Here is a 20,257-nt window from a genome sequence, read left to right as displayed (position 1 = left end):
CACGGAGCCCCGCTCTACGCTCCCCTCATGGAGCTGGAGGTCAGGCACCTGCGCGTGCTCTGCGTCATCGCCGACACTGGCAGTCTGCACAAAGCGGCGCGGGAACTCGGCATGGCGCAGCCCTCGTTGAGCACCCAGCTGCGGCGCATCGAGAACACCCTCGGCGCCCAGCTGTTCGTACGCAGCCGCACCGGCTGCCGCCCCACGCCGCTGGGCCTGGCGGTGCTCAGCCGGGCGCGGCCGCTGATGACGGAGTTCTCGGCGATGGTGGCGGAGACCCGGGCCGAGGCCGCCCGCGCCGCCTGCGGCTTCCAGCTCCGCATCGGCGCCACGGCGAACCGCGCCATCCCGGGCTGGCTGTACCGGCTGCGGGCCGGGGTGGCGCGGATCGAGCCGACGCTCCAGATGAGTGTTTCCGCCAACTCGCTGCTGGCCATGGTCGCCGCCGGCAAGCTCGACATGGCGTTCGTGCACGAGGTCGAGGGCAGCCCGCTGCGGATGCCGCCCGGACTCTGCGTCCGCGTCCTCGTCGAACGCGAGCCGCAGTTCGTCACGCTTGCCGCGAACCACCCGGCGGCCTCGCGAGGCCGGGTGCGGATGGCCGACCTGGCCGGTGACCGCTGGATGGTCGATGCAACCGTCGACGGCGAGTGGGACGCGCTGTGCCGGACCCTGCGGTCGGCGGGCCTGCGGCCGGAGATGCTGCACGGCGACTACCTCACCGCGTACTCGCTGGCCGCGATCGGTGAGGTCGTCACCGTCAGCCAGCCCACCGCCCACCCCCGCCCCGATCTGGCCATCCGCCCGCTGGAGGGCGACCCCATCGGCGTGCGGCTGCTGCTGGCCGCCCGCACCGAGGCCGAGGTGAACGAGGTCTACCCGTACCTGGAGGAGTCCTACTGGGCCGTGGCCCGGGAGGCACCGGCCTACGTGGAGTGGCTGGAGAGCGTCGGCACACCGGCCGTCCTGCCACCCCTCGGCACGCCCGGCCCACCCGACGGCCGACGCCGGCCGGGCGGGCTCGCGAACACGCCGCCCAGAACCCCGGCCTGAGCCCCTGCCCGGTCAGCGTGCACGAACACGCCCGGCGCAAGGGCCGCATCCGCGGAACTCCGCCTGCCGACGTCTAGACCCGGCGCCCGATCGGTCCCCTGCCGGACCGGGCGGCGGACAAGCTCGGGTCCGGCGTGCCGGTTCTTCGTTCCAGCGTCGGGACATCGCCCGTAACGCCCACACCGCACATAATGCGCACGGACAAAACCGCAGGTCAGGCGCCCTTCGCGGCGGGTTCGAGGATGGCGACACACTCCACGTGATGGGTCATCGGGAACAGGTCGAACGCCCGCAGGGTCCGCACCCGGTAGCCGCCGTCCCGGAAGTACGCCAGATCCCGGGCCAGGGCGGCCGGGTCGCAGGCGACGTAGGCGATGCGGCGGGCGCCCAGGGCGGACAGGTGCTCGACCGTCCGACGGCCGGCTCCGGCCCGCGGCGGGTCCAGGACGATCAGGTCGGCCTCGGTGATGCCGGTGCGCGGCAGGACCGACTCGACCTTGCCGTGCTCGATGCGGACGCGGTCGAAGCCGGCGAGGTTGTGCCGGGCGTCCTCGACCGCGCGCTTGCCGGACTCGATGCCGAGGACCGCGCCCTGGTCGCCGAGCCGGTCGGCGAGGGCGCCCGCGAACAGGCCGACGCCGCAGTACAGGTCGAGCGCCGTCTCGCCCTTGCGTGGCAGCAGGCCCTGCATGACCGCGGTCACCAGGGTGTCCGCCGCCTTGGGGTGGACCTGCCAGAAACCTCCGCTGCCGACGCGGTAGGTACGGCCGTCGGCGCGTTCGCGGACGAAGGGGCGGCCGTGGACGCGGTGGACGCCGCCGTCCTTCTCCCCCACCCGCATCACGGACACCGGCCGGTCCAGCTCCACGATCGGCAGGCGGGCGCCGGGCTCCGGGGTGAGGATCACCTGCCGGTCCTGCGAGCCGGTCGCCGCGATCGCGTCCACGGACGCCATGCCGCTCCAGTCCCGCTTCTCGATGCCCAGCTCGCTGACGCCCTCGGCGGCGATCATGCAGTGGTCGATCGGTTCCACCTCGTGCGAGCGGTGCCGGCGCAGACCGGCGTGCCCGTCGGCGTCGACCGCGTACTGCACGCGCGTGCGCCACCGCGGCACCTGCCCGGCGGGCAGTTTGTCGCCCTCGGCCGGCACCACCGTGCCGTCCCAGCCGGCCTCCTCGGGGGTGAGGCCGGCCAGGCGCCGGAGCTGCTCCTCGACGACCTCGCCCTTGAGCCGACGCTGCGCCCCCGGCTTGGCGTGCTGCCAGTCGCAGCCGCCGCAGCGGCCGGGACCGGCGTAGGGGCAGGGCGCCTCGATGCGGTCCTTGGACGCCGACAGCACCCGCACGGCGTCCGCGCGCAGGAACCGGGCCCCCTCCTCGCCCTCGGTGACCCGGGCCACGACCCGCTCACCGGGCAGCGTGTGCCGGACGAACAGCACCTGTCCCCCGGACGTGCGGGCGATGCAGTGGCCGCCGTGGGCGACGGGGCCGACCTCGACCTCGTACTCCTCCCCCACCAGGGAGCCGAGCGAGCCGGCCGGCGACCCCGCCTGCGAATTCTTCGGTTCTGCCTGCATGGCGGGGTGACTCCAGTAGCGAGAGGGGGAACGGGTGGACAACAGCCCACCAGTCTACTTCGGCGCCGGTGTCTCCTTGGCCCGCTCCTGGGCCGGGCCGCGGCGCACCGAACCCGGCGCGTTCCACTCCTGCCGCCTGCGGGCCCGGAGCTTGGCCGCCTCGGAGGACTGCAGCTGGTAGGGGACGGAGGTGACCATGACGCCCGGTGTGAACAGCAGCCGGCCCTTCAGCCGGAGGGCGCTCTGGTTGTGCAGCAGGTGCTCGTACCAGTGGCCGACGACGTACTCGGGGATGATCACGGACACCGCGTCGCGCGGCGACTCCTTGCGCAGGCTCTTGACGTAGTCGATGACCGGGCGGGTGATCTCGCGGTAGGGCGAGTCGAGGACCTTCAGCGGTACGTCGATGCCGCGCTCCTCCCACTCCTCGCGCAGCGCCTTGGTCTCCAGCGGGTCGACGTTGACGCTGAGCGCCTCCAGGGTGTGCGAGCGCATCAGCTTGGCGTACGCCAGCGCCCGCAGCGTCGGCCGGTGGATCTTGGAGATCAGGACGACGGAGTGGACGCGGGACGGCCGGACGCTGTCGTCGCCCGGGCTCTCGGGGGCCGCGAGTTCCTCGGCCACCCGGTCGTAGTGCTTACGGATGGCGGTCATCGTCGCGTAGAAGATCACCATGCCGAGCAGGGCGACCCAGGCGCCGTGGGTGAACTTGGTGACCAGCACGACGACCAGCACCAGGCCGGTGAAGAAGGCGCCGAAGGTGTTGATCGCGCGCGAGCGCACCATGTGGCTGCGTCGGCCGGGGTCCTTCTCCACGGCCAGGTGGCGGTTCCAGTGGCGGACCATGCCGGTCTGGCTGAGCGTGAAGGACACGAACACGCCGACGATGTACAGCTGGATCAGCCGGGTGGAGTCGGCGCCGTAGATGATGACGAGCAGCATCGCCGCGCCCGCGAGGAGCACGATGCCGTTGGAGAAGGCGAGGCGGTCGCCGCGGGTGTGCAGCTGTCGGGGCAGGTAGCGGTCCTGGGCGAGGATCGAGCCGAGCACCGGGAAGCCGTTGTAGGCGGTGTTGGCGGCCAGGAACAGCACCAGGGCGGTGGCCGCGGCGAGCATCACGAACAGGAAGCTGCCCTTGCCGAAGACGGCCTCGGCGACCTGGGTGATCACCGGGTTCTGCACGTAGCCGGCGCCGACCCCGACGCCGTTCTTCAGCAGGTCGGTCGCCGGGTTCTCGGCCATCCTGACCTTGGTGGACAGGGCGAGGGCGATGATGCCGCAGAACATGGTCACCGCCAGCAGGCCCATCATCGCGAGCGTGGTCGCCGCGTTCCTCGACTTGGGCTTGCGGAAGGCGGGGACGCCGTTGGAGATCGCCTCGACACCGGTGAGCGCGGCACAGCCGGAGGAGAAGGCGCGCAGCATCAGGAAGATCAGCGCGAACCCGGCGAGGCCCTGGTGCTCGGCCCGGATCGTGTACTGGGCGGTCGGCGCCCGCATGGTGTCGTCGAGGACGAGTCCGCGGAACGCGCCCCACACGATCATGATGAAGACGCCCGCGACGAAGACGTACGTCGGGATCGCGAAGAGCTTGCCGGACTCCTTCACACCGCGCAGGTTCATCAGCGTCAGCAGCACGATCACGGCGACCGCGCAGGCCACCTTGTGCTCGACCACGAACGGGATCGCGGAGCCGAGGTTCTCGATGCCGGAGGCGATCGAGACGGCGACGGTGAGGACGTAGTCGACGAGCAGGGCGCTGGCGACGGTCAGGCCCGCGCGGGGGCCGAGGTTGGTGGTGGCCACCTCGTAGTCGCCGCCGCCGCTCGGGTAGGCGTGCACGTTCTGGCGGTAGGAAGCGACCACTGTGAACATGAGCACGACGACCGCGAGCGCGATCCACGGGCTGAAGTGGTACGCCGACACGCCCGCGATGGACAGGACCAGCAGCACCTCGCCGGGGGCGTACGCCACGGAGGACAACGGGTCTGAGGCGAAAACGGGTAGGGCGATGCGCTTCGGCAGGAGGGTTTCCCCGAGCCGATCGCTGCGCAGTGCGCGCCCGATGAGAATCCGCTTGGGCACGTCGGTCAGTTTGGACACAACAGAGCATCGTAGGCGTTCGAACGAGTGACCAGCCACCCGCCACCCCGCATCTGCCCACCGGGTGAAAACGGGGCGGTCCCGGCTGCGGATTCCGCAGCCGACGGCGTCGGCATGCCTATATGACAAACCCCCGCTCGTTTCCCGGCCCTTGCCGCCACCAGGAGGTCCCATGCACAGCACCGCAGAGCTGATCGGCGCCGCGGCGGCCCTCCTCGGCCTCGGAATCCTGACACTTGCGAGCGTCCGCAGCATCAGCCGTCGCTGATCTTGAGGCCCGTGGGGCAACCGCGCACGGGGGTGCCGTCGTCCTACCGCGCGTGTGTAGCTTGGGCGTCGGTCTGAGAACCTGATGTGACCGAGCAGTATCTGGAAACCGGAAGGACGGGCGTGCACATCGTCATCATGGGCTGCGGAAGAGTGGGTTCCGCTCTCGCCCATACGCTGGAGCAACAGGGGCACACGGTCGCCGTCGTCGACCAGGACCCCACCGCCTTCCGTCGTCTCGGCCCCGGCTTCGGCGGCCGCCGGGTGACCGGGGTCGGCTTCGACCAGGACACCCTGCGCGAGGCCGGCATCGAGGAGGCCGGCGCCTTCGCCGCCGTCTCCAGCGGCGACAACTCCAACATCATCTCGGCGCGCGTGGCCCGCGAGATGTTCGGCGTGGAGAACGTCGCCGCCCGGATCTACGACCCCCGCCGCGCCGAGGTCTACCAGCGGCTGGGCATCCCGACGGTGGCGACCGTCCGCTGGACGGCCGACCAGATGCTGCGCCGGCTGCTCCCCTCGGGCGCCGAGCCGCTGTGGCGCGACCCCACCGGGGGCGTCCAGCTCGCCGAGGTGCACACCTCTTCCGCCTGGGTGGGCCACAAGATCAGCAAGCTGCAGGAGGAGACGGGCGTCCGGGTGGCGTTCCTGACCCGCCTCGGCGAGGCGATCCTGCCCTCCTCGCAGACGGTGCTGCAGGACGGCGACCTGGTGCACGTGATGATGCGCACCGACGAGGTCCACAAGGTCGAGGCGGCGTTCGCCAAGGGTCCCGAAGAGGAGGGCGGTCACTGATGCGGGTCGCCATTGCCGGTGCCGGCGCGGTCGGCCGCTCGATCGCGGGCGAGCTGCTGGAGAACGGCCACGAGGTCCTGCTCGTCGACAAGGCGCCGACCGCCATCTCGGTCGAGCGGGTCCCGCGGGCGGAGTGGCTGCTCGCCGACGCCTGCGAGATCACGGCCCTGGACGAGGCCGCCCTCCAGCGCTGCAACGTCGTGATCGCCGCGACGGGCGACGACAAGGTCAACCTGGTCGTCTCGCTGCTGGCGAAGACGGAGTACGGCGTGCCGCGGGTGGTCGCCCGGGTGAACAATCCGAAGAACGAGTGGCTGTTCAACGAGTCGTGGGGCGTGGACGTCGCCGTGTCGACCCCGCGTCTGATGTCGGCGCTGGTCGAGGAGGCGGTGAGCGTCGGCGACCTGGTCCGCCTGCTCCGTTTCAGCCACGGCGACGCCAACCTGGTCGAGCTGACCCTGCCGGAGGAGTCGGCGCTGGCCGGCACACAGGTCGGCGACGTGGAGTGGCCCGAGGACACCTCCCTGGTGACCATCATCCGCGGCACCCGCGTGCTGACCCCGACCCGCGAGGACTCGCTGGAGCCGGGCGACGAGCTGCTGTTCGTCGCCGCGCAGGCCCGGGAGGAGCAGCTCGAGGACCTGCTGTCGGTGCGACGGGAGGACGCCGCGGACTGAGCGCGGCAGGCCGGCAGGCGCACGCGGCGCCGCGGCCGGCAGGTGCACGTGAGGGGCGCCCGGTTCTCCGGGCGCCCCTCACACACGTCGTGCGCTTACGCGTACGGCTGCCGGTGTCTACGGCTCCCGGCGGTGCCGTCCGCCCGCGGACTCCCCGTGCTCCGGCGCCCCGGCGTCGCCCTCCGGCTCCGCCTCCCGCTCGGCCTTCCGCTCCTGCTCGGCCTTCTCCTCCGCCTCCATCTCGGCGAAGACGTCGATGGGAGCGGGCGCCTTGGCGAGGAACACCCAGGTCAGCCATACGGCGAGCAGGAACGGCGGGATCTTCAGCGCGACCAGGACCCAGCCCAGCTGGGTGGTGTCGGCCCACCAGTACAGCGGGAAGAGGATCGCGCACTTGGCGAGCAGGATCAGCCCCCAGGCCCAGCTCGCCTTCGCGTAGGCGGCCTTGCGGCCCGGGTTGCGGGTGCGCCAGGAGAGGTTCTCCTTGAAGACCGGGCCGAGCATGAGCCCGATCAGCGGGACGCCGGCCAGCGTGGTGACGATGTAGGTCAGCGCCAGGCCCAGGGTGTACAGCATGCCGGGCAGGTAGAAGTCCTTCGCGTTGCCCGTCATCATCGCGAAGACGACGCCGAAGACCACGCCGAAGACGCCGCTGAAGGCGTGCTTGACGGTGTCCCGCATGGCCAGGCGGACCACCACGAGCAGCAGGGACACGGCGAGGGCGGCGATGGCCGACCAGTGCAGGTCCTTGTTGATCGTGAAGATGGTGACGAACAGGAGGCCGGGCAGCACCGTCTCGACCATGCCCCGGACACCGCCGAACGCCTCGAAAAGCGCGGCCTCGGTCACCGCCCGGGCGTCGTCCTGCTGAGTGGTGTCTTCGGTCGTCGGCTTGTCGAGTGACGTCACCGGCTACTCCCGTCCGAGGGGTCTCAGTTCGTATTTGGGATTGAACAGCACCCGGCGGCCCCGGCTCATCGAGATCCGGCCCGATGCGATCAGCCTGCGCCCCGGCTCTATCCCCACTATGGAACGCCTGCCGAGCCACACCACGTCCAGGGAGCCGGTGCCGTCGAACAGCTCGGCCTCCAGGGCGGGCACTCCGGCCCGTGGGCGCAGCGTGACCGTGCGCAAGGTACCAGTAACCGTGACGACCTGTCGGTCGCCGCAGTCACCGATCCGGGTACAACCCGCCGTCTCGGCGTCCTCCCGCAGCTCCTCCGACTCCAGGTCCCCCTGGGACGAGGAGAGCCGGTCGAGCATGCGCCGGAACCGGCCCACCGGCCTTTCGGAACGAGGAACAGCACTCATGCCTGAAGCCTACCGGGGTGCACTGACGGTTACGTACCCGCGGTGCGCCGCCCCGAACCGGCGGGTACGGGCCGTACGCTGCCGCTTCCCGAACCGGTGACCCCGCCCTGGTCCGCGGGGAAATGCCGGGAACGTGACGGATCGCACTCCGGCTCACGGGCCGGCCGCGTCACGCACATCCGCTCGGCGGTCGTCAGCGTTCGACGATCTCGCCGTCGCTCAGTTCCAGCACCCGGTCGGCCAGGTCGAGCAGGTTGGCGTCGTGGGTGGCGACGAGCACGCAGGGCGGTCCCTCCGCCCGGCCGAAGCCGAGCGCGGCGGACCGTTCGCTGTGGACGACGGCCCGCAGCAGTTCCATGACGTGGTGACCGGTCTCGGCGTCCAGCTGACCGGTGGGCTCGTCGGCGACGATCAGGGCGGGGCCGTTGGCCAGCGCCCGGGCGATGGCGACGCGCTGCTGCTGGCCGCCGGACAGCTCGCCGGGGCGCTGCGCCGCGTGATCGGCGAGGCCGACCAGGGACAGCAGCAGTTCCACGCGCTCCTCGCGTTCGTGCGGGTCGGTCCGGCGCAGCCGCATCGGGACGCCGACGTTCTCGGCGGCGGTGAGGATCGGGATGAGCCCGAAGGACTGGAAGACGAAGCCGACGCGGTCGCGGCGCAGGGCGAGCAGCCCGTCCTCGTCCAGTCCGGCCAGGTCCCGCCCGTCGACCTCGACGCGTCCGGCGTCCGGCACGTCGAGTCCGCCGACGATGTTCAGCAGCGTGGTCTTCCCGGATCCGGAACGTCCCTCGAGGGCGACGAGTTCGCCGCGCGCCACCTCGAAGGAGACTCCGCGCAGGGCGTGCACGGCGGCGGCTCCGTGGCCGTAGGACTTGTGGACGCCCTCGACCCGCACCATGGTCTCGGTGAGCACCCGGCTGCTCATGTCGCCTCCCCCGTCGGCCCGGGCGCCAGTATCGCCGCCCGGCGCCCGCCCGTTCAACGGCCGTGCGCAGGCCGTGCACGAAGAAGGGCCGCACCCGACCACGGGTGCGGCCCTCGGAGAGTCACGGCTACCGGACCTCGGTGATCTCCGGTCCGCGCTGGAGCTGCCCCATGCCGCCGGCGAAGCGGGAGCCCTCTTCCTGCTGGACGCCCTCGGGCACCATCTGCGCGTCGTTCGGCAGTTGCAGGACGATCGGGTCACGGGGCGCCATCGGGCCGTCGCCGCGCACCACGACCGTGTCCCGGAAGATCTGCTCGAGCAGGCCGGCCGCCTGCGGCTGCACCGCGCCCTGGCCCGAGATCACCCCGCGCAGGAACCAGCGCGGACCGTCCACGCCGACGAACCGCACGACCTGGAAGCCGCCCGTGCCGTCCGGCAGCTGCACCGGGACCTGGGCGCGCAGCTCCCAGCCCAGCGGCCCCTCGCTCTCGTCGACGATGCCGCCCTGCTGGGTGATGCCGGTGGCGATCTCCTCGCGCACCTCGCCCCAGATGCCCTCGCGCTTCGGCGCGGCGAAGGCCTGGAGCTGGATGGCGCTGTCGCGCAGCACGACGGTCGCCGCGACGATCGCGTCGCCCGCGACCTCGACCCGCAGCTCCATGCCGTCCACGCCCGGCACGAACAGCCCGCCGAGGTCCACCCGGCCCTCGCCGGGCCGGCTGACCTCGGAGCTGTCCCAGGGCCCTTCGGGCCGCGGTCCCGGCGCGAGCCTCACCCGCTCGCGCTCGACCTCGTCGTCCGCCTCAGCGTCGACACTGTCGACGACCTGCTCGGCCTCGCCGGCCGCGTCCTCGGCGGCATCCCTCTTCTTGCGACGTCCGAACACGTCACTGTCCTTCCCGGTCGGATACGACCGAAGCGTATCGATTCCCACCCGCCTGGCCGCCCACGGCGGCCTGACCGCTTGTGCCGCTCTTCCCGCCCACCGCGGCGTGACCGCCCGTGGACCCGAAGCCCCCTTCGGCCCGCGCCGAGCCGGGAAGCTCCGCCACCTCCTGGAAGCGGACCCTCTCGACCTGCTGGACCACCAGTTGGGCAATCCGGTCGAAGCGCTCGAACCGCACGGGCTCGTGCGGGTCGAGATTCACCACGATCACCTTGATCTCCCCACGGTACCCGGCATCAACCGTCCCCGGGGCATTCACGAGGGCGACACCGCAGCGGGCGGCGAGACCGGATCGCGGGTGCACGAAGGCCGCGTACCCCTCCGGGAGGGCGATGGACACGCCCGTGGGCAGCACGGCCCGCTCTCCCGGCCGCAGTTCCCGGGCGACGGTGGTGCGCAGATCGGCTCCCGCGTCACCGGGGTGCTCGTACTCCGGAAGCGGTACGTCCGGTTCGACGCGCCGGATCAGTACGTTCACGGGGTCACGGCTCACGGGTTCACCTCGAAGGCGCGGGCCCGCCGGAGCTGGTCCGGGTCGTCCATGGCCGCCTGGATCTCCTCCTTGCGGCCGTGGTCGACGAAGTGGTCGACCTTCACCTCGATGAAGAGGGCGTCGGCACGCACGGCGACGGGTCCGTCGGGGCCGCCGATCCGCCCGGTGGCGGACGAGTAGATCTTGCGGCCCGCCACCGCCGTGACCTCGGCCTCCAGGTACAGCACCGTGCCCACCGGGACGGGGCGCACGAAGTCGGTCTCCAGCCGCCCGGTCACGGCGATCGTCCGCAGCAGCCAGTTCAGCGAGCCGAGGGTCTCGTCGAGCGCGGTGGCCAGCACGCCACCGTGCGCCAGGCCGGGCGCGCCCTGGTGGGCCGGCTGCACGGTGAACTCGGCGGTGATGCGGACGCCCTCGCCGGCCCGGGCCGCCAGGTGCAGCCCGTGGGGCTGGTCGCCGCCACAGCCGAAACACTGTCCGTAATGGGCGCCGAGGAGTTCACCGGGCGCGGGTGCGTCGGGATGGCGCACGGGTGCCACCGCGTCGGCGGGAGGCTTCAGAGCTGCGGAAGTACCACTCACAGCCGCAGACCTTACCCGCGCGTCGGCCGGTTCCGGACACCGTGCCAAGCTTGGCTCCATGCAGCTCTCCGCCGCCCCTTACGAAGAACGCCTCACCGCCCCCCGCACCTGGTGGCTGGTCTCGGTCCTGGCCGGGTGCTCGCTGGCCCTGATCCTGCTGCCCTTCGGCACGCTGCCGATGCTGGGCGGCCTGGTGGGCGGCACCGCCGCGGCCGCGGTCGTGGCGAGCTCCTACGGCTCGGTCCGCGTCCGCGTGGTGGGCGGTTCGCTGATCGCGGGCGAGGCGAAGATCCCGGTGACGGCGCTCGGCGGGGCGGAGGTCCTGGACGCGGAGCAGGCCCGGGCCTGGCGCACCCACAAGGCGGACACCCGCGCCTTCATGCTGCTGCGCGCCTACATCCCCACGGCGCTGCGCGTGGAGGTCACCGACCCCGGGGACCCGACGCCCTACCTGTATCTGTCGACGCGGGAGCCGGAGCGGCTGGCGCAGGCCCTGAAGGCGGCCCAGGAGGCGGCGCGGTAGGCGCTCAGCGCCCGAGTTCCTTCCCGATCTCCTCCGGCGTCAGCGGGTCGGCCGGCTGCTCCAGCGGCGGCAGTTCGGGCAGCTCTTCCCAGGGCACCTGGAGGCGTCTGAGGTCGGCACGGATGCGGGCCGCGAGCTTTCTGGTGTCCCGGCGGTTCATCAGGGCCCCCACGGCGGCTCCCACCATGAAGGGCATCAGGTTCGGCAGGTCGCGCACCAGGCGCCTCATGATCTGCTGCCGCAACCGCTGTTTCAGGCTGCTGTTGACCGCGCTGCCGTAGGTCGACGGCCTGGTCACGTCGATCCCGCGCTCTCCCGACCAGGAGTCGAGGTAGGCGGCGGTGCGCTGGCTCAGGTTCCCCGGCGGCCGCACGCCGTACACCTCGTGCAGCTCGGCGATCAGTTTCAGCTCGATGGCCGCGACGCCGGTGATCTCCGCGGCCAGCTCGGTCGGCATCGCGGGCGGCACGGGCAGCATCGCCGCGGCTCCGACGCCCGCTCCGACCGTGGACGTGCCCAGCACCGCGCCCGCGACGAGCTTGTCGGCGAGTTGCTCGGGCCCCAGGTCGGGGAACTGCTTGCGCAGGGTCGCGAGGTCCCGTACGGGGATCCGCGGGGCGTTCTCGACGACCCGGTCGGTCAGGTACCCGAGGGCCGCCCTGGCGCGGCTGCCGCCCTTGCGGACGCCTTCCCGGGCCGTGTCCCGTATCGCCGCGACCCGCCGCCGTGCGACGGGCGCGGGCCCGGTCGGCGACGCCGGGGACGCGGCCCGGCCGGCCGGTTCGAGCGAGGCCCCCTCGGTCCCCGGGGGACCGGACGGGCCTCGCTCGTGGTCACGCGCGCCGTGAGGACCGTCGGACGGTCCGTGGTCCGCTCCCGGCAGGGGGGAGCGGCGCTTCCGGGGAGGGGTCGAGCCGGTCACGGCCGACCCGTCCTCAGTCGCAGTCGCGGCAGATCGGCTGACCGTTCTTCTCCCGGGCCAGCTGGCTGCGGTGGTGCACCAGGAAGCAGCTCATGCAGGTGAACTCGTCCTGCTGCTTGGGCAGCACCCGGACGGCCAGTTCCTCGTTCGAGAGGTCCGCGCCGGGCAGCTCCAGTCCTTCCGCGGCCTCGAACTCGTCGACGTCCACCGAGGAGGTCGACTTGTCGTTCCGCCGGGCCTTGAGTTCTTCAAGGCTGTCCGAGTCGACGTCGTCGTCGGTCTTGCGTGGGGTGTCGTAATCCGTTGCCATGTCGCTCTCCCCCTCTGGGTGTCTGTGGTGTCTCCAGCGCACGTAACGCGTGAGAGGCCGGACTTGTGCCCGACCCGAGGCGGAGATTTTGCCTCACATCAAGGTCTGTTACTCAATCGACACCCAACCGGACTCCTCAAGAGTGATCGGCTTGGATGGCGAACCGGACCGTACACGGTCCCCGTGCCGCTCTTCAAAGGCGTCTCACCCTGTACTTCCCGTGATCACGACCCCCGAAAACCCGGATTTTCCACGCTTTCCGGCGGCAGATGAGATCACTGAGAGTAGATGGCCGGAAATTCGCCCTTGTGATCGATCACACACGGCACTGCCGGGTGAGCGCCCGGAAAATTCCGCGCAAAGCGAACATCCCCGGAAGGTGGCGGCGTGTCGGCGGCATGATCTCAGACCGGCAGGGTGACGCGCATCACGAGACCACCGCCCTCGCGCGGCTGCGCCGCGATGTGCCCGCCGTGCGCCCGGGCCACCGAGCGGGCGATGGACAGTCCCAGGCCGACGCCCTTGTCGCTGCCCGTGCGGTCCGTGCGCAGCCGTCTGAAGGGCTCGAAGAGGTTGTCGATCTCGTAGGCGGGCACCACCGGGCCGGTGTTCGCCACCACGAGCACCGCCTGGCCGTGCTGCACGTCGGTCGTCACGTCGACCCAGCCTCCCTCCGGCACGTTGTACCGCACGGCGTTCTGCACCAGGTTCAGCGCGATGCGCTCCAGCAGTACGCCGTTGCCCTGGACGACCGCCGGCTTCTGCTCGCCGCGGATCACCACGCCCTTGGCCTCCGCCTCGGCGTGCACCTGGTCGATGGCCTGCTCGGCGACCTCGGCGAGGTCGACCGGTTTGCGCTCGACGATCTGGTTGTCGCTGCGGGCGAGCAGCAGCAGCCCCTCGACGAGCTGCTCGCTGCGCTCGTTGGTGGCCAGCAGCGTCTTGCCGAGCTGCTGCAGCTCCACCGGCGCGTTCGGGTCGGACAGGTGCACCTCGAGCAGGGTGCGGTTGATCGCCAGCGGGGTTCTCAGCTCGTGCGAGGCGTTGCCGACGAAGCGCTGCTGCGCCGTGAAGGCCCGCTGGAGGCGCTCCAGCATGTCGTCGAAGGTGTCGGCCAGCTCCTTCAGCTCGTCGTCCGGGCCGTCCAGCTCGATCCGGCGGGACAGGTCCGAGCCGGCCACCGCGCGCGCGGTCCGGGTGATCCGGCCGAGCGGCGACAGGACACGGCCGGCCATGGCGTAGCCGAAGGCGAAGGCGATCACCGCCAGGCCCAGCAGGGCCAGCAGGGAGCGGCTGAGCAGGTCGTCGAGGGCGTGCTGGCGCTGGACCGCCTCGCACTGCTTGAGCACCGCGTTCAGCTCGCTGTCCGGTGCCGTGTTCAGGGCGGGGCAGGTGGAGCTGGTGATGTCCAGGTTGCTCCCGGTCACCGAGAAGGACTGGCCGCTGCCCTCGTGCAGGGCCTGGGCCGCCAGCAGGTAGATGATCGACAGCAGCAGGATCCCGGCGATCAGGAACATGCCGCCGTACAGCAGCGTGAGCCGTATGCGGATGGTCGGGCGCAGCCAGGGGAACGGGGGTTCCGGCCGCCTGGGGTCCCAGGTGGGTTTCGGGGGCGCCTGGGGAGGCGCGGGAGTCGCCGCCACGGGAATCAGATCCGGTATCCGGAGCCGGGCACGGTGACGATGACGGGCGGCTCGCCCAGCTTGCGGCGCAGGGTCATGACCGTCACCCGCACCACGTTCGTGAACGGGTCGGTGTTCTCGTCCCAGGCCTTCTCCAGCAGCTGCTCCGCGGAGACGACCGCGCCCTCGCTGCGCATCAGCACCTCCAGGACCGCGAACTCCTTGGGGGCGAGCTGGACCTCCCGGCCGTCGCGGAAGACCTCGCGGCGGTTGGGGTCGAGCTTGATCCCGGCGCGCTCCAGGACCGGGGGCAGCGGCACGCTGGTGCGCCGGCCGAGGGCCCGTACGCGCGCGATGAGCTCGCTGAAGGCGAACGGCTTCGGCAGGTAGTCGTCGGCGCCGATCTCCAGTCCCTCGACCCGGTCGCTGACGTCTCCGGACGCGGTGAGCATCAGCACGCGCGTGGGCATGCCCAGCTCGACGATCTTCCGGCAGACGTCGTCTCCGTGGACCAGGGGGAGGTCGCGGTCGAGGACGACCACGTCGTAGTCGTTGACGCCGATGCGCTCCAGGGCGGCCGCACCGTCGTACACGACGTCGACGGCCATGGCCTCCCGGCGCAGTCCGGTGGCCACCGCATCGGCGAGCAGCTGCTCGTCCTCGACGACGAGTACGCGCACGTCGCTGTCCTTCCTGTGTCCACCCGCGTAGCGCCCGACAGGCGCGCGCGAGCAGGGGTCTTCATGGGTGTGTGCCTCCATCCTGCCCTTTTCGGCCATAAGTCGGCTGTAAGGCGGGTGGCCCGGAAACGAAGGGCGAGTGATCGACCCGGGAATGCGAGATTTTCTCGTCGGGTTGAGGTTTCCGCGGGAGAAACGGCGGGGAGGACGGTTCATACCCCGCGATCACGCTCTGCTAGTGCCGCAACACCATGCGGCACGGCGTCATCCGCTTTCCGCAGAGCGGGCGTGGGTGTCCGGCACCGTCGCCGCCCGGCTGGGGCAGCACTGGGCATCCACCGCAGACGTGATCGTCCCTTCCGAACGGCACACCCCCGTGCCACCGACCCACGACCCAGGACGAGGGGGCGCAGCATGGACGCATTCACCGCAGGACTTCTGCAGCGCATAAAGGCGACCGAGTCCGACCTCACGCGGGCTCGCGACGAGGGCGACGACTTCCTCGTCGAGGTTGAGCAGGGCGAACTCGACGACCTGCGCCGCCTCGCCGCCGAGCACGGTGTGGAGGTCGGCGCCTAGCGTCTGACCGCTTCGTGAGCACGACTCGCTTCGTGCACCACGGGAAGCGCGAACGAGCCCCCGGCGAATCCAGCGCCGGGGGCTCGCTCGTGTGCGGGTACCCCGTGAGCGCGGCTCGCAGTCGTTCCCCCGGGCCGACGGCAGGGTCCGCCGGGGGCCGGTTCAGTCGTGCCAGGCGCCGAAGTCGTCCAGGAGCTGCTGGAGGGGCTCGAAGACGCCGGGGGTGGCCGCTACCGCCAGGTCGCGCGCGGGTGGCTCTCCGGGGCGTCCACCGGTCAGGGCGCCCGCTTCCCGGGCGATGAGGTCGCCCGCCGCGATGTCCCACGCGTTGAGGCCGCGTTCGTAGTAGCCGTCGAGGCGGCCGGCCGCCAGGTCGCACAGGTCGACCGCGGCCGATCCGCCGCGCCGGATGTCCCGCAGCAGCGGGATCAGCCGGTGCGCCACCTCGGCCTGGTGCGTGCGGACCTCGGTGACGTAGTTGAAGCCGGTGGAGACCAGGGCCTGCTCCAGGGGCGGCGCCGGGCGGCAGGACAGACGGCGCTCGCCCTCCCAGGCTCCCGTGGCCCAGGCTCCGCCGCCGCGCACCGCGTGGAACGTCTCGCCGCGCATCGGGACGGCGACGACGCCGACGACCGTCTCGCCGTCCTGCTCGGCGGCGATGGAGACGGACCAGGTGGGCAGTCCGTAGAGGTAGTTGACCGTGCCGTCGAGCGGGTCGATCACCCAGCGGACGCCGCTGGTGCCGTCGGTGGAGGCGCCCTCCTCGCCGAGGAAGCCGTCGTCCGGGCGCTGCGCGGAGATCAGGTCGGTGATCAGTTTCTCGGCCGCGATGTCCATCTCGGTGACGACGTCGATCGGGCTGGACTTGGTGGCGGCGACCGCGAGGTCGGCCGGGCGGCCGTCCCGCAGCAGCTCACCGGCGCGGCGGGCGGCCTCCTGGGCGCACCGCAGGAGTTCTTCGTGCAAGGGGTCGGTCACGGGGTTCCTCACGCGTAGGGGCTGTCGGCGCCCGCGGCGGCCGGGCGGGGGGCCCGGCCGGGGCAGCAGCCCACCGGGCAGACGTCGTGGCCGGCGCCGAGCCCGCCCAGGGCGCAGGGGGTGACCCGCTCGCCGCGTTCGGCGGACGCGCGCTCCAGGATCAGCTCGCGGATCGCGGCGGCGAAGCGCGGGTCGGCCCCCACGGTGGCCGAGCGGCGTACCGGCAGGCCCAGCTCGTGGGCCTTGGCGGCGGCTTCGGTGTCGAGGTCGTAGAGGACCTCCATGTGGTCGGAGACGAAACCGACGGGGGCCATCACGACGGCGGGGACGCCGGCCGCGTGCCGTTCCTCGAGGTGGTCGCAGATGTCGGGCTCCAGCCACGGGATGTGCGGGGCGCCGGAGCGGGACTGGTAGACCAGCTGCCAGGGGTGGTCGACGCCGGTGCGCTCACGCACCGCGTCGGCGATCAGCCGTGCCACGTCCAGGTGCTGCCTGACGTAGGCGCCGCCGTCGCCGTGGCCCTCGACGGGGCCGGAGGTGTCCGCGGCGGCGGTGGGGATGGAGTGGGTGGTGAAGGCGATGTGCGCGCCGTCGCGGACGTCGTCGGGCAGCTCGGCGAGGGAGCGCAGGACGCCCTCGATCATGGGCTCGACGAAGCCGGGGTGGTTGAAGTAGTGCCGGAGCTTGTCGACCCTCGGCAGGTCGAGGCCGTCGGCCTCCAGGGCGGCCAGCGCGTCCGCGAGGTTCTCCCGGTACTGGCGGCAGCCCGAGTAGGAGGCGTAGGCGCTGGTGGCCAGGACCAGGATGCGGCGGCGGCCGTCGGCGGCCATCTCGCGCAGGGTGTCCGTCAGGTACGGCGCCCAGTTGCGGTTGCCCCAGTGGACGGGCAGGTCCAGGCCGTGCGCGGCGAAGTCCTCGCGGAGGGCGTCGAGCAGCGCGCGGTTCTGGGCGTTGATGGGGCTGACCCCGCCGAACCGGAAGTAGTGCTGCCCGACCTCCTTGAGGCGTTCCTTGGGGATGCCCCGGCCGCGGGTCACGTTCTCCAGGAACGGGACCACGTCGTCCGGCCCTTCCGGGCCGCCGAAGGAGAGCAGGAGCAGGGCGTCGTAGGGGGTGGCATCGAGCGCGTCTGGCATGGGTCGATCCTGCCACCCGCCACCGACAACGCCGCCACCCGGCACCGGCGGCCGGGAGCCGGGGGGCCCGATGCGCCGGGGTTCCCCGACTCGTAAGCTGTATCGACCGCAGTCGCACCTTACTGAGCCACCCTCGTCCACACCGCGCCGAGCGTTCGCCGCGGGTGGCCGGACCCATCGGAGTTCCCGTGCCCAGCCCTTACCGCGCCCTGTTCGCCGCCCCCGGCTCCCTGGGTTTCTCCGCCGCGGGTCTCGTCGGACGGATGCCGCTGTCGATGATGGGCATCGGCGTCGTCACGATGATCTCCCAGATCACCGGGCGCTACGGGCTGGCCGGCGCCCTGTCGGCCACCATCGCGCTGGCCGCGGCGGCGATCGGGCCGCAGATATCCCGGCTGGTGGACCTGCACGGCCAGCGCAGGGTGCTGCGCCCGGCGACGCTGGTGGCACTGACGGCGGCGGCCGGGCTGCTGCTGGCCGCGTACTTCGGCTGGCCGGACTGGGTGCTGTTCGTGTGCGCCGCCGGCATCGGCTCGGTGCCGAGCCTCGGCGCGATGGTCCGCGCCCGCTGGGCGGCCCTGTACCGGGGCACTCCGCAACTGCACACGGCCTACTCGTTCGAGTCGGTGGTGGACGAGCTGTGCTTCATCATCGGGCCGATCATCTCCATCGGCCTGTCCACGGCCTGGTTCCCGGAGGCCGGTCCGCTGCTCGCCGCCTGCTTCCTGGCGGCCGGCGTGTTCTGGCTGACCGCCCAGCGGGCCACCGAGCCGGCCCCGCACCCGCGTGAGCACCACGGCGGCGGCACCGCCCTGCGCTCCCCCGCGCTGCAGGTGCTGGTGGCCACCTTCGTGGCGACCGGGGCGATCTTCGGCGCGGTCGACGTGGTCACCGTGGCCTTCGCCGACGAGCGGGGCCACAAGGGCGCCGCGAGCGTCGTGCTGGCGCTGTACGCGGCCGGTTCCTGCCTCGCGGGGATCGTGTTCGGCCTGCTCCGCCCGAAGGGAGCCCCCGCCCGGCGCTGGCTGCTGGGCGTGTGTGCGACGGCCGTGAGTATGATCCCCCTCCTACTGGTCGGGAACTTGCCGTTTCTGGCCGTGGCGCTCTTCGTCTCGGGCCTGTCCATCGCTCCCACGATGATCACGACGATGTCCCTGGTCGAGGAGCACGTACCACGCGCGCAGTCGACCGAGGGCATGACCTGGGTGAGCACCGGGCTCGCGGTCGGCGTCGCGCTCGGCTCCTCGGTGGCCGGCTGGGTCATCGACGCGGCCGGGGCGCGGGCCGGGTACGGGGTTCCGGCGGTGTCCGGGGCCGTCGCGGTCGCGGTCGGTTTCCTGGGGTACCGCCGGCTCAGCAGGCCGGCTCCGCGTCGGGGAGGCACCGTTGAGCAGCACAGCGAGCGGCAGGAACGGCACGTGGCGTAACTGGGGCGGCAACGTCGCCGCGCGTCCCGCGCGGGAGGTCACCCCGGCTTCCGTCGAGGAGCTGGCCGCCGCCGTGCGGGAGGCGGCCGAGGACGGCCTGACGGTGAAGGCGGTCGGCACCGGGCACTCCTTCACCTCCATCGCCGCCACCGACGGCGTGTTGATCCGCCCTCAGCTGCTGACCGGTATCCGCGGGATCGACCGGGAGGCCATGACGGTCACGGTCGAGGCCGGCACCCCGCTCAAGCGGCTCAACCTGGCTCTCGCCCGCGAGGGCCTGTCGCTCACCAACATGGGCGACATCATGGAGCAGACCGTCTCCGGAGCCACCAGCACCGGCACGCACGGCACCGGCCGCGAATCCGCCTCGATAGCCGCCCAGATCAAGGGACTCGAACTGGTCACGGCGGACGGCTCGGTGCTCGCCTGCTCCGAGAAGGAGAACCCGGACGTCTTCGCGGCCGCCCGTATCGGCCTGGGCGCCCTCGGTGTCGTCACGGCGATCACCTTCGCCGTGGAGCCGGTCTTCCTGCTCACCGCGCGCGAGGAGCCGATGCCCCTCGACCGGGTCCTCGCCGAGTTCGACCAGCACTGGGCGGAGAACGAGCACTTCGAGTTCTACTGGTTCCCGCACACCGCCAACACCGTCACCAAACGCAACAACCGCAGCGCGGGCCCGGAGCGGCCGGTGGGCCGGTTGGCCGGCTGGATCGAGGACGAGTTGCTGTCCAACGGCGTCTTCCAGGTGGCCCAGTGGGTCGGCCGCGCGGCGCCGGCGACCGTCCCGGCGATCGCCCGGATCTCCAGCCGGGCGCTGTCGGCGCGCACGTACACCGACATCCCGTACAAGGTCTACACGTCGCCGCGCCGGGTCCGGTTCGTGGAGATGGAGTACGCCGTCCCGCGCGAGGCCGTGACCGAGGTGCTGCGTGAACTGAGGACGATGGTCGACCGCTCCGGTCTCCGGATCAGCTTCCCGGTCGAGGTGCGCACGGCCCCGGCCGACGACATCACGCTGTCGACCGCGTCCGGCCGGGACAGCGCCTACGTCGCCGTACACATGTTCCGCGGGACGCCCTATCAGGCGTACTTCACCGCGGCCGAGCGGATCTTCACCGCGCACGAGGGCCGGCCGCACTGGGGGAAGCTGCACACGCGCGACGCGGAGTACCTCGCCGGCGTCTATCCGCGCTTCGGCGAGTTCACCGCGCTGCGGGACCGGCTCGACCCGGACCGCCGCTTCCAGAACGCCTACCTGCGCAGGGTGTTGGGCAACTAGGCAGGTCCGGCGGATCATGCCGGACCGGCTCTAGCGGGCAACCCCCGGTAACGGAAGGCCCGTACGCGCGAAAC

21 protein-coding genes are annotated in these 20,257 nt (G+C 71.9%); 7 read left to right on the top strand and 14 right to left on the bottom strand.

Translation table 11 applies throughout. From position 1 onward, the window contains the following. The first annotated feature begins 27 nt into the window (after positions 1-27). Positions 28-1,053, top strand: coding sequence for a LysR family transcriptional regulator (locus VKA29_RS11260; protein WP_324785220.1), 1,026 nt, complete (start codon positions 28-30; stop codon positions 1,051-1,053). Between the two features lie 214 nt (positions 1,054-1,267). On the opposite strand, the gene VKA29_RS11255 is transcribed toward VKA29_RS11260, so the two are convergent. Beyond that, positions 1,268-2,629, bottom strand: a complete 1,362-nt coding sequence (locus VKA29_RS11255; protein ID WP_324785219.1) for a class I SAM-dependent RNA methyltransferase — start codon at positions 2,627-2,629, stop codon at positions 1,268-1,270. 54 nt (positions 2,630-2,683) lie between these two features. After that, a complete protein-coding gene (locus VKA29_RS11250) occupies positions 2,684-4,732 on the bottom strand; it encodes an APC family permease (protein ID WP_324785218.1) in 2,049 nt (682 codons plus the stop codon). Positions 4,733-5,122: 390 nt separating this feature from the next. Between VKA29_RS11250 and VKA29_RS11245 the strand changes: the two genes are divergently transcribed. Beyond that, positions 5,123-5,794 carry a TrkA family potassium uptake protein gene (locus tag VKA29_RS11245; protein ID WP_324785217.1) on the top strand — a complete coding sequence of 224 codons (672 nt, stop codon included), beginning with the start codon at positions 5,123-5,125 and terminating at the stop codon, positions 5,792-5,794. Continuing rightward, positions 5,794-6,471 carry a TrkA family potassium uptake protein gene (locus VKA29_RS11240; protein WP_324785216.1) on the top strand — a complete coding sequence of 226 codons (678 nt, stop codon included), beginning with the start codon at positions 5,794-5,796 and terminating at the stop codon, positions 6,469-6,471. Before VKA29_RS11245 ends, VKA29_RS11240 begins: the two co-directional genes overlap by 1 nt. Before the next feature lie 117 nt (positions 6,472-6,588). Here the strand turns inward: VKA29_RS11240 and VKA29_RS11235 are convergent, their stop codons facing one another. From VKA29_RS11235 to VKA29_RS11210, 6 genes are all read right to left on the bottom strand, one after another. Beyond that, a complete protein-coding gene (locus VKA29_RS11235; protein ID WP_324785215.1) occupies positions 6,589-7,380 on the bottom strand; it encodes a DUF3159 domain-containing protein in 792 nt (263 codons plus the stop codon). A 3-nt stretch (positions 7,381-7,383) separates the two neighbouring features. Next, positions 7,384-7,782, bottom strand: coding sequence for an OB-fold nucleic acid binding domain-containing protein (locus tag VKA29_RS11230; protein WP_324785214.1), 399 nt, complete (start codon positions 7,780-7,782; stop codon positions 7,384-7,386). 193 nt (positions 7,783-7,975) lie between these two features. Beyond that, positions 7,976-8,707: an ABC transporter ATP-binding protein gene (locus VKA29_RS11225; RefSeq protein WP_324785213.1), complete on the bottom strand. Its 732-nt coding sequence runs from the start codon at positions 8,705-8,707 to the stop codon at positions 7,976-7,978. Positions 8,708-8,834: 127 nt separating this feature from the next. Beyond that, the gene (locus VKA29_RS11220; protein ID WP_324785212.1) at positions 8,835-9,593 is read right to left on the bottom strand and encodes a DUF3710 domain-containing protein; all 759 of its coding nucleotides are present in this window, start codon (positions 9,591-9,593) and stop codon (positions 8,835-8,837) included. Position 9,594: 1 nt separating this feature from the next. Then, a complete protein-coding gene (gene dut, locus VKA29_RS11215) occupies positions 9,595-10,146 on the bottom strand; it encodes a dUTP diphosphatase (RefSeq protein WP_324785211.1) in 552 nt (183 codons plus the stop codon). Next, positions 10,143-10,727, bottom strand: coding sequence for a PaaI family thioesterase (locus VKA29_RS11210; protein ID WP_324785210.1), 585 nt, complete (start codon positions 10,725-10,727; stop codon positions 10,143-10,145). Before VKA29_RS11210 ends, dut begins: the two co-directional genes overlap by 4 nt. A gap of 58 nt (positions 10,728-10,785) precedes the next feature. Between VKA29_RS11210 and VKA29_RS11205 the strand changes: the two genes are divergently transcribed. Further along, the gene (locus tag VKA29_RS11205; protein WP_324785209.1) at positions 10,786-11,250 is read left to right on the top strand and encodes a DUF3093 domain-containing protein; all 465 of its coding nucleotides are present in this window, start codon (positions 10,786-10,788) and stop codon (positions 11,248-11,250) included. 4 nt (positions 11,251-11,254) lie between these two features. Here the strand turns inward: VKA29_RS11205 and VKA29_RS11200 are convergent, their stop codons facing one another. The 4 genes from VKA29_RS11200 to VKA29_RS11185 form a co-directional block, all read right to left on the bottom strand. Further along, positions 11,255-12,172 carry a hypothetical protein gene (locus VKA29_RS11200; RefSeq protein WP_324785208.1) on the bottom strand — a complete coding sequence of 306 codons (918 nt, stop codon included), beginning with the start codon at positions 12,170-12,172 and terminating at the stop codon, positions 11,255-11,257. 13 nt (positions 12,173-12,185) lie between these two features. Continuing rightward, positions 12,186-12,482 carry a DUF4193 domain-containing protein gene (locus VKA29_RS11195; RefSeq protein ID WP_003997302.1) on the bottom strand — a complete coding sequence of 99 codons (297 nt, stop codon included), beginning with the start codon at positions 12,480-12,482 and terminating at the stop codon, positions 12,186-12,188. 404 nt (positions 12,483-12,886) lie between these two features. Beyond that, entirely contained in the window at positions 12,887-14,125 is a 1,239-nt protein-coding gene (locus tag VKA29_RS11190; protein WP_324785206.1) for a sensor histidine kinase, read from the bottom strand. A 5-nt stretch (positions 14,126-14,130) separates the two neighbouring features. Next, positions 14,131-14,784, bottom strand: coding sequence for a response regulator transcription factor (locus VKA29_RS11185; protein ID WP_010353034.1), 654 nt, complete (start codon positions 14,782-14,784; stop codon positions 14,131-14,133). Between the two features lie 414 nt (positions 14,785-15,198). Between VKA29_RS11185 and VKA29_RS11180 the strand changes: the two genes are divergently transcribed. Beyond that, complete coding sequence (locus tag VKA29_RS11180; RefSeq protein ID WP_165954967.1) at positions 15,199-15,363, top strand: hypothetical protein; 165 nt, start codon at positions 15,199-15,201, stop codon at positions 15,361-15,363. Positions 15,364-15,525: 162 nt separating this feature from the next. On the opposite strand, the gene VKA29_RS11175 is transcribed toward VKA29_RS11180, so the two are convergent. Further along, on the bottom strand, positions 15,526-16,341 hold the full coding sequence (locus tag VKA29_RS11175; protein WP_324785205.1) for an inositol monophosphatase family protein: 816 nt from the start codon (positions 16,339-16,341) through the stop codon (positions 15,526-15,528). A gap of 8 nt (positions 16,342-16,349) precedes the next feature. Beyond that, entirely contained in the window at positions 16,350-17,477 is a 1,128-nt protein-coding gene (locus VKA29_RS11170; protein ID WP_324785204.1) for a ferrochelatase, read from the bottom strand. 188 nt (positions 17,478-17,665) lie between these two features. Between VKA29_RS11170 and VKA29_RS11165 the strand changes: the two genes are divergently transcribed. Then, on the top strand, positions 17,666-18,904 hold the full coding sequence (locus VKA29_RS11165) for an MFS transporter (protein WP_324785202.1): 1,239 nt from the start codon (positions 17,666-17,668) through the stop codon (positions 18,902-18,904). Next, complete coding sequence (locus VKA29_RS11160; RefSeq protein ID WP_324785201.1) at positions 18,864-20,183, top strand: D-arabinono-1,4-lactone oxidase; 1,320 nt, start codon at positions 18,864-18,866, stop codon at positions 20,181-20,183. The genes VKA29_RS11165 and VKA29_RS11160 overlap by 41 nt, the downstream gene beginning before the upstream one ends. Positions 20,184-20,257 lie beyond the last annotated feature (74 nt).

Origin of the sequence: Streptomyces sp. H51, from assembly GCF_035656535.1 — a bacterium.
Taxonomy (GTDB): domain Bacteria; phylum Actinomycetota; class Actinomycetes; order Streptomycetales; family Streptomycetaceae; genus Streptomyces.
The sequence above is the reverse complement of the archived record's forward strand: the minus strand, read 5'-3'. Positions and strand labels throughout refer to the sequence as shown.

Bases quoted from the DNA above. Each gene is read 5' to 3' on its own strand.
- VKA29_RS11180 (WP_165954967.1), top strand. From the start codon at position 15,199: ATGGACGCATTCACCGCAGGACTTCTGCAGCGCATAAAGGCGACCGAG.
- VKA29_RS11225 (WP_324785213.1), bottom strand. From the start codon at position 8,707: ATGAGCAGCCGGGTGCTCACCGAGACCATGGTGCGGGTCGAGGGCGTC.
- VKA29_RS11255 (WP_324785219.1), bottom strand. From the start codon at position 2,629: ATGCAGGCAGAACCGAAGAATTCGCAGGCGGGGTCGCCGGCCGGCTCG.
- VKA29_RS11170 (WP_324785204.1), bottom strand. From the start codon at position 17,477: ATGCCAGACGCGCTCGATGCCACCCCCTACGACGCCCTGCTCCTGCTC.
- VKA29_RS11260 (WP_324785220.1), top strand. From the start codon at position 28: ATGGAGCTGGAGGTCAGGCACCTGCGCGTGCTCTGCGTCATCGCCGAC.
- VKA29_RS11240 (WP_324785216.1), top strand. From the start codon at position 5,794: ATGCGGGTCGCCATTGCCGGTGCCGGCGCGGTCGGCCGCTCGATCGCG.
- VKA29_RS11230 (WP_324785214.1), bottom strand. From the start codon at position 7,782: ATGAGTGCTGTTCCTCGTTCCGAAAGGCCGGTGGGCCGGTTCCGGCGC.
- VKA29_RS11205 (WP_324785209.1), top strand. From the start codon at position 10,786: ATGCAGCTCTCCGCCGCCCCTTACGAAGAACGCCTCACCGCCCCCCGC.
- VKA29_RS11195 (WP_003997302.1), bottom strand. From the start codon at position 12,482: ATGGCAACGGATTACGACACCCCACGCAAGACCGACGACGACGTCGAC.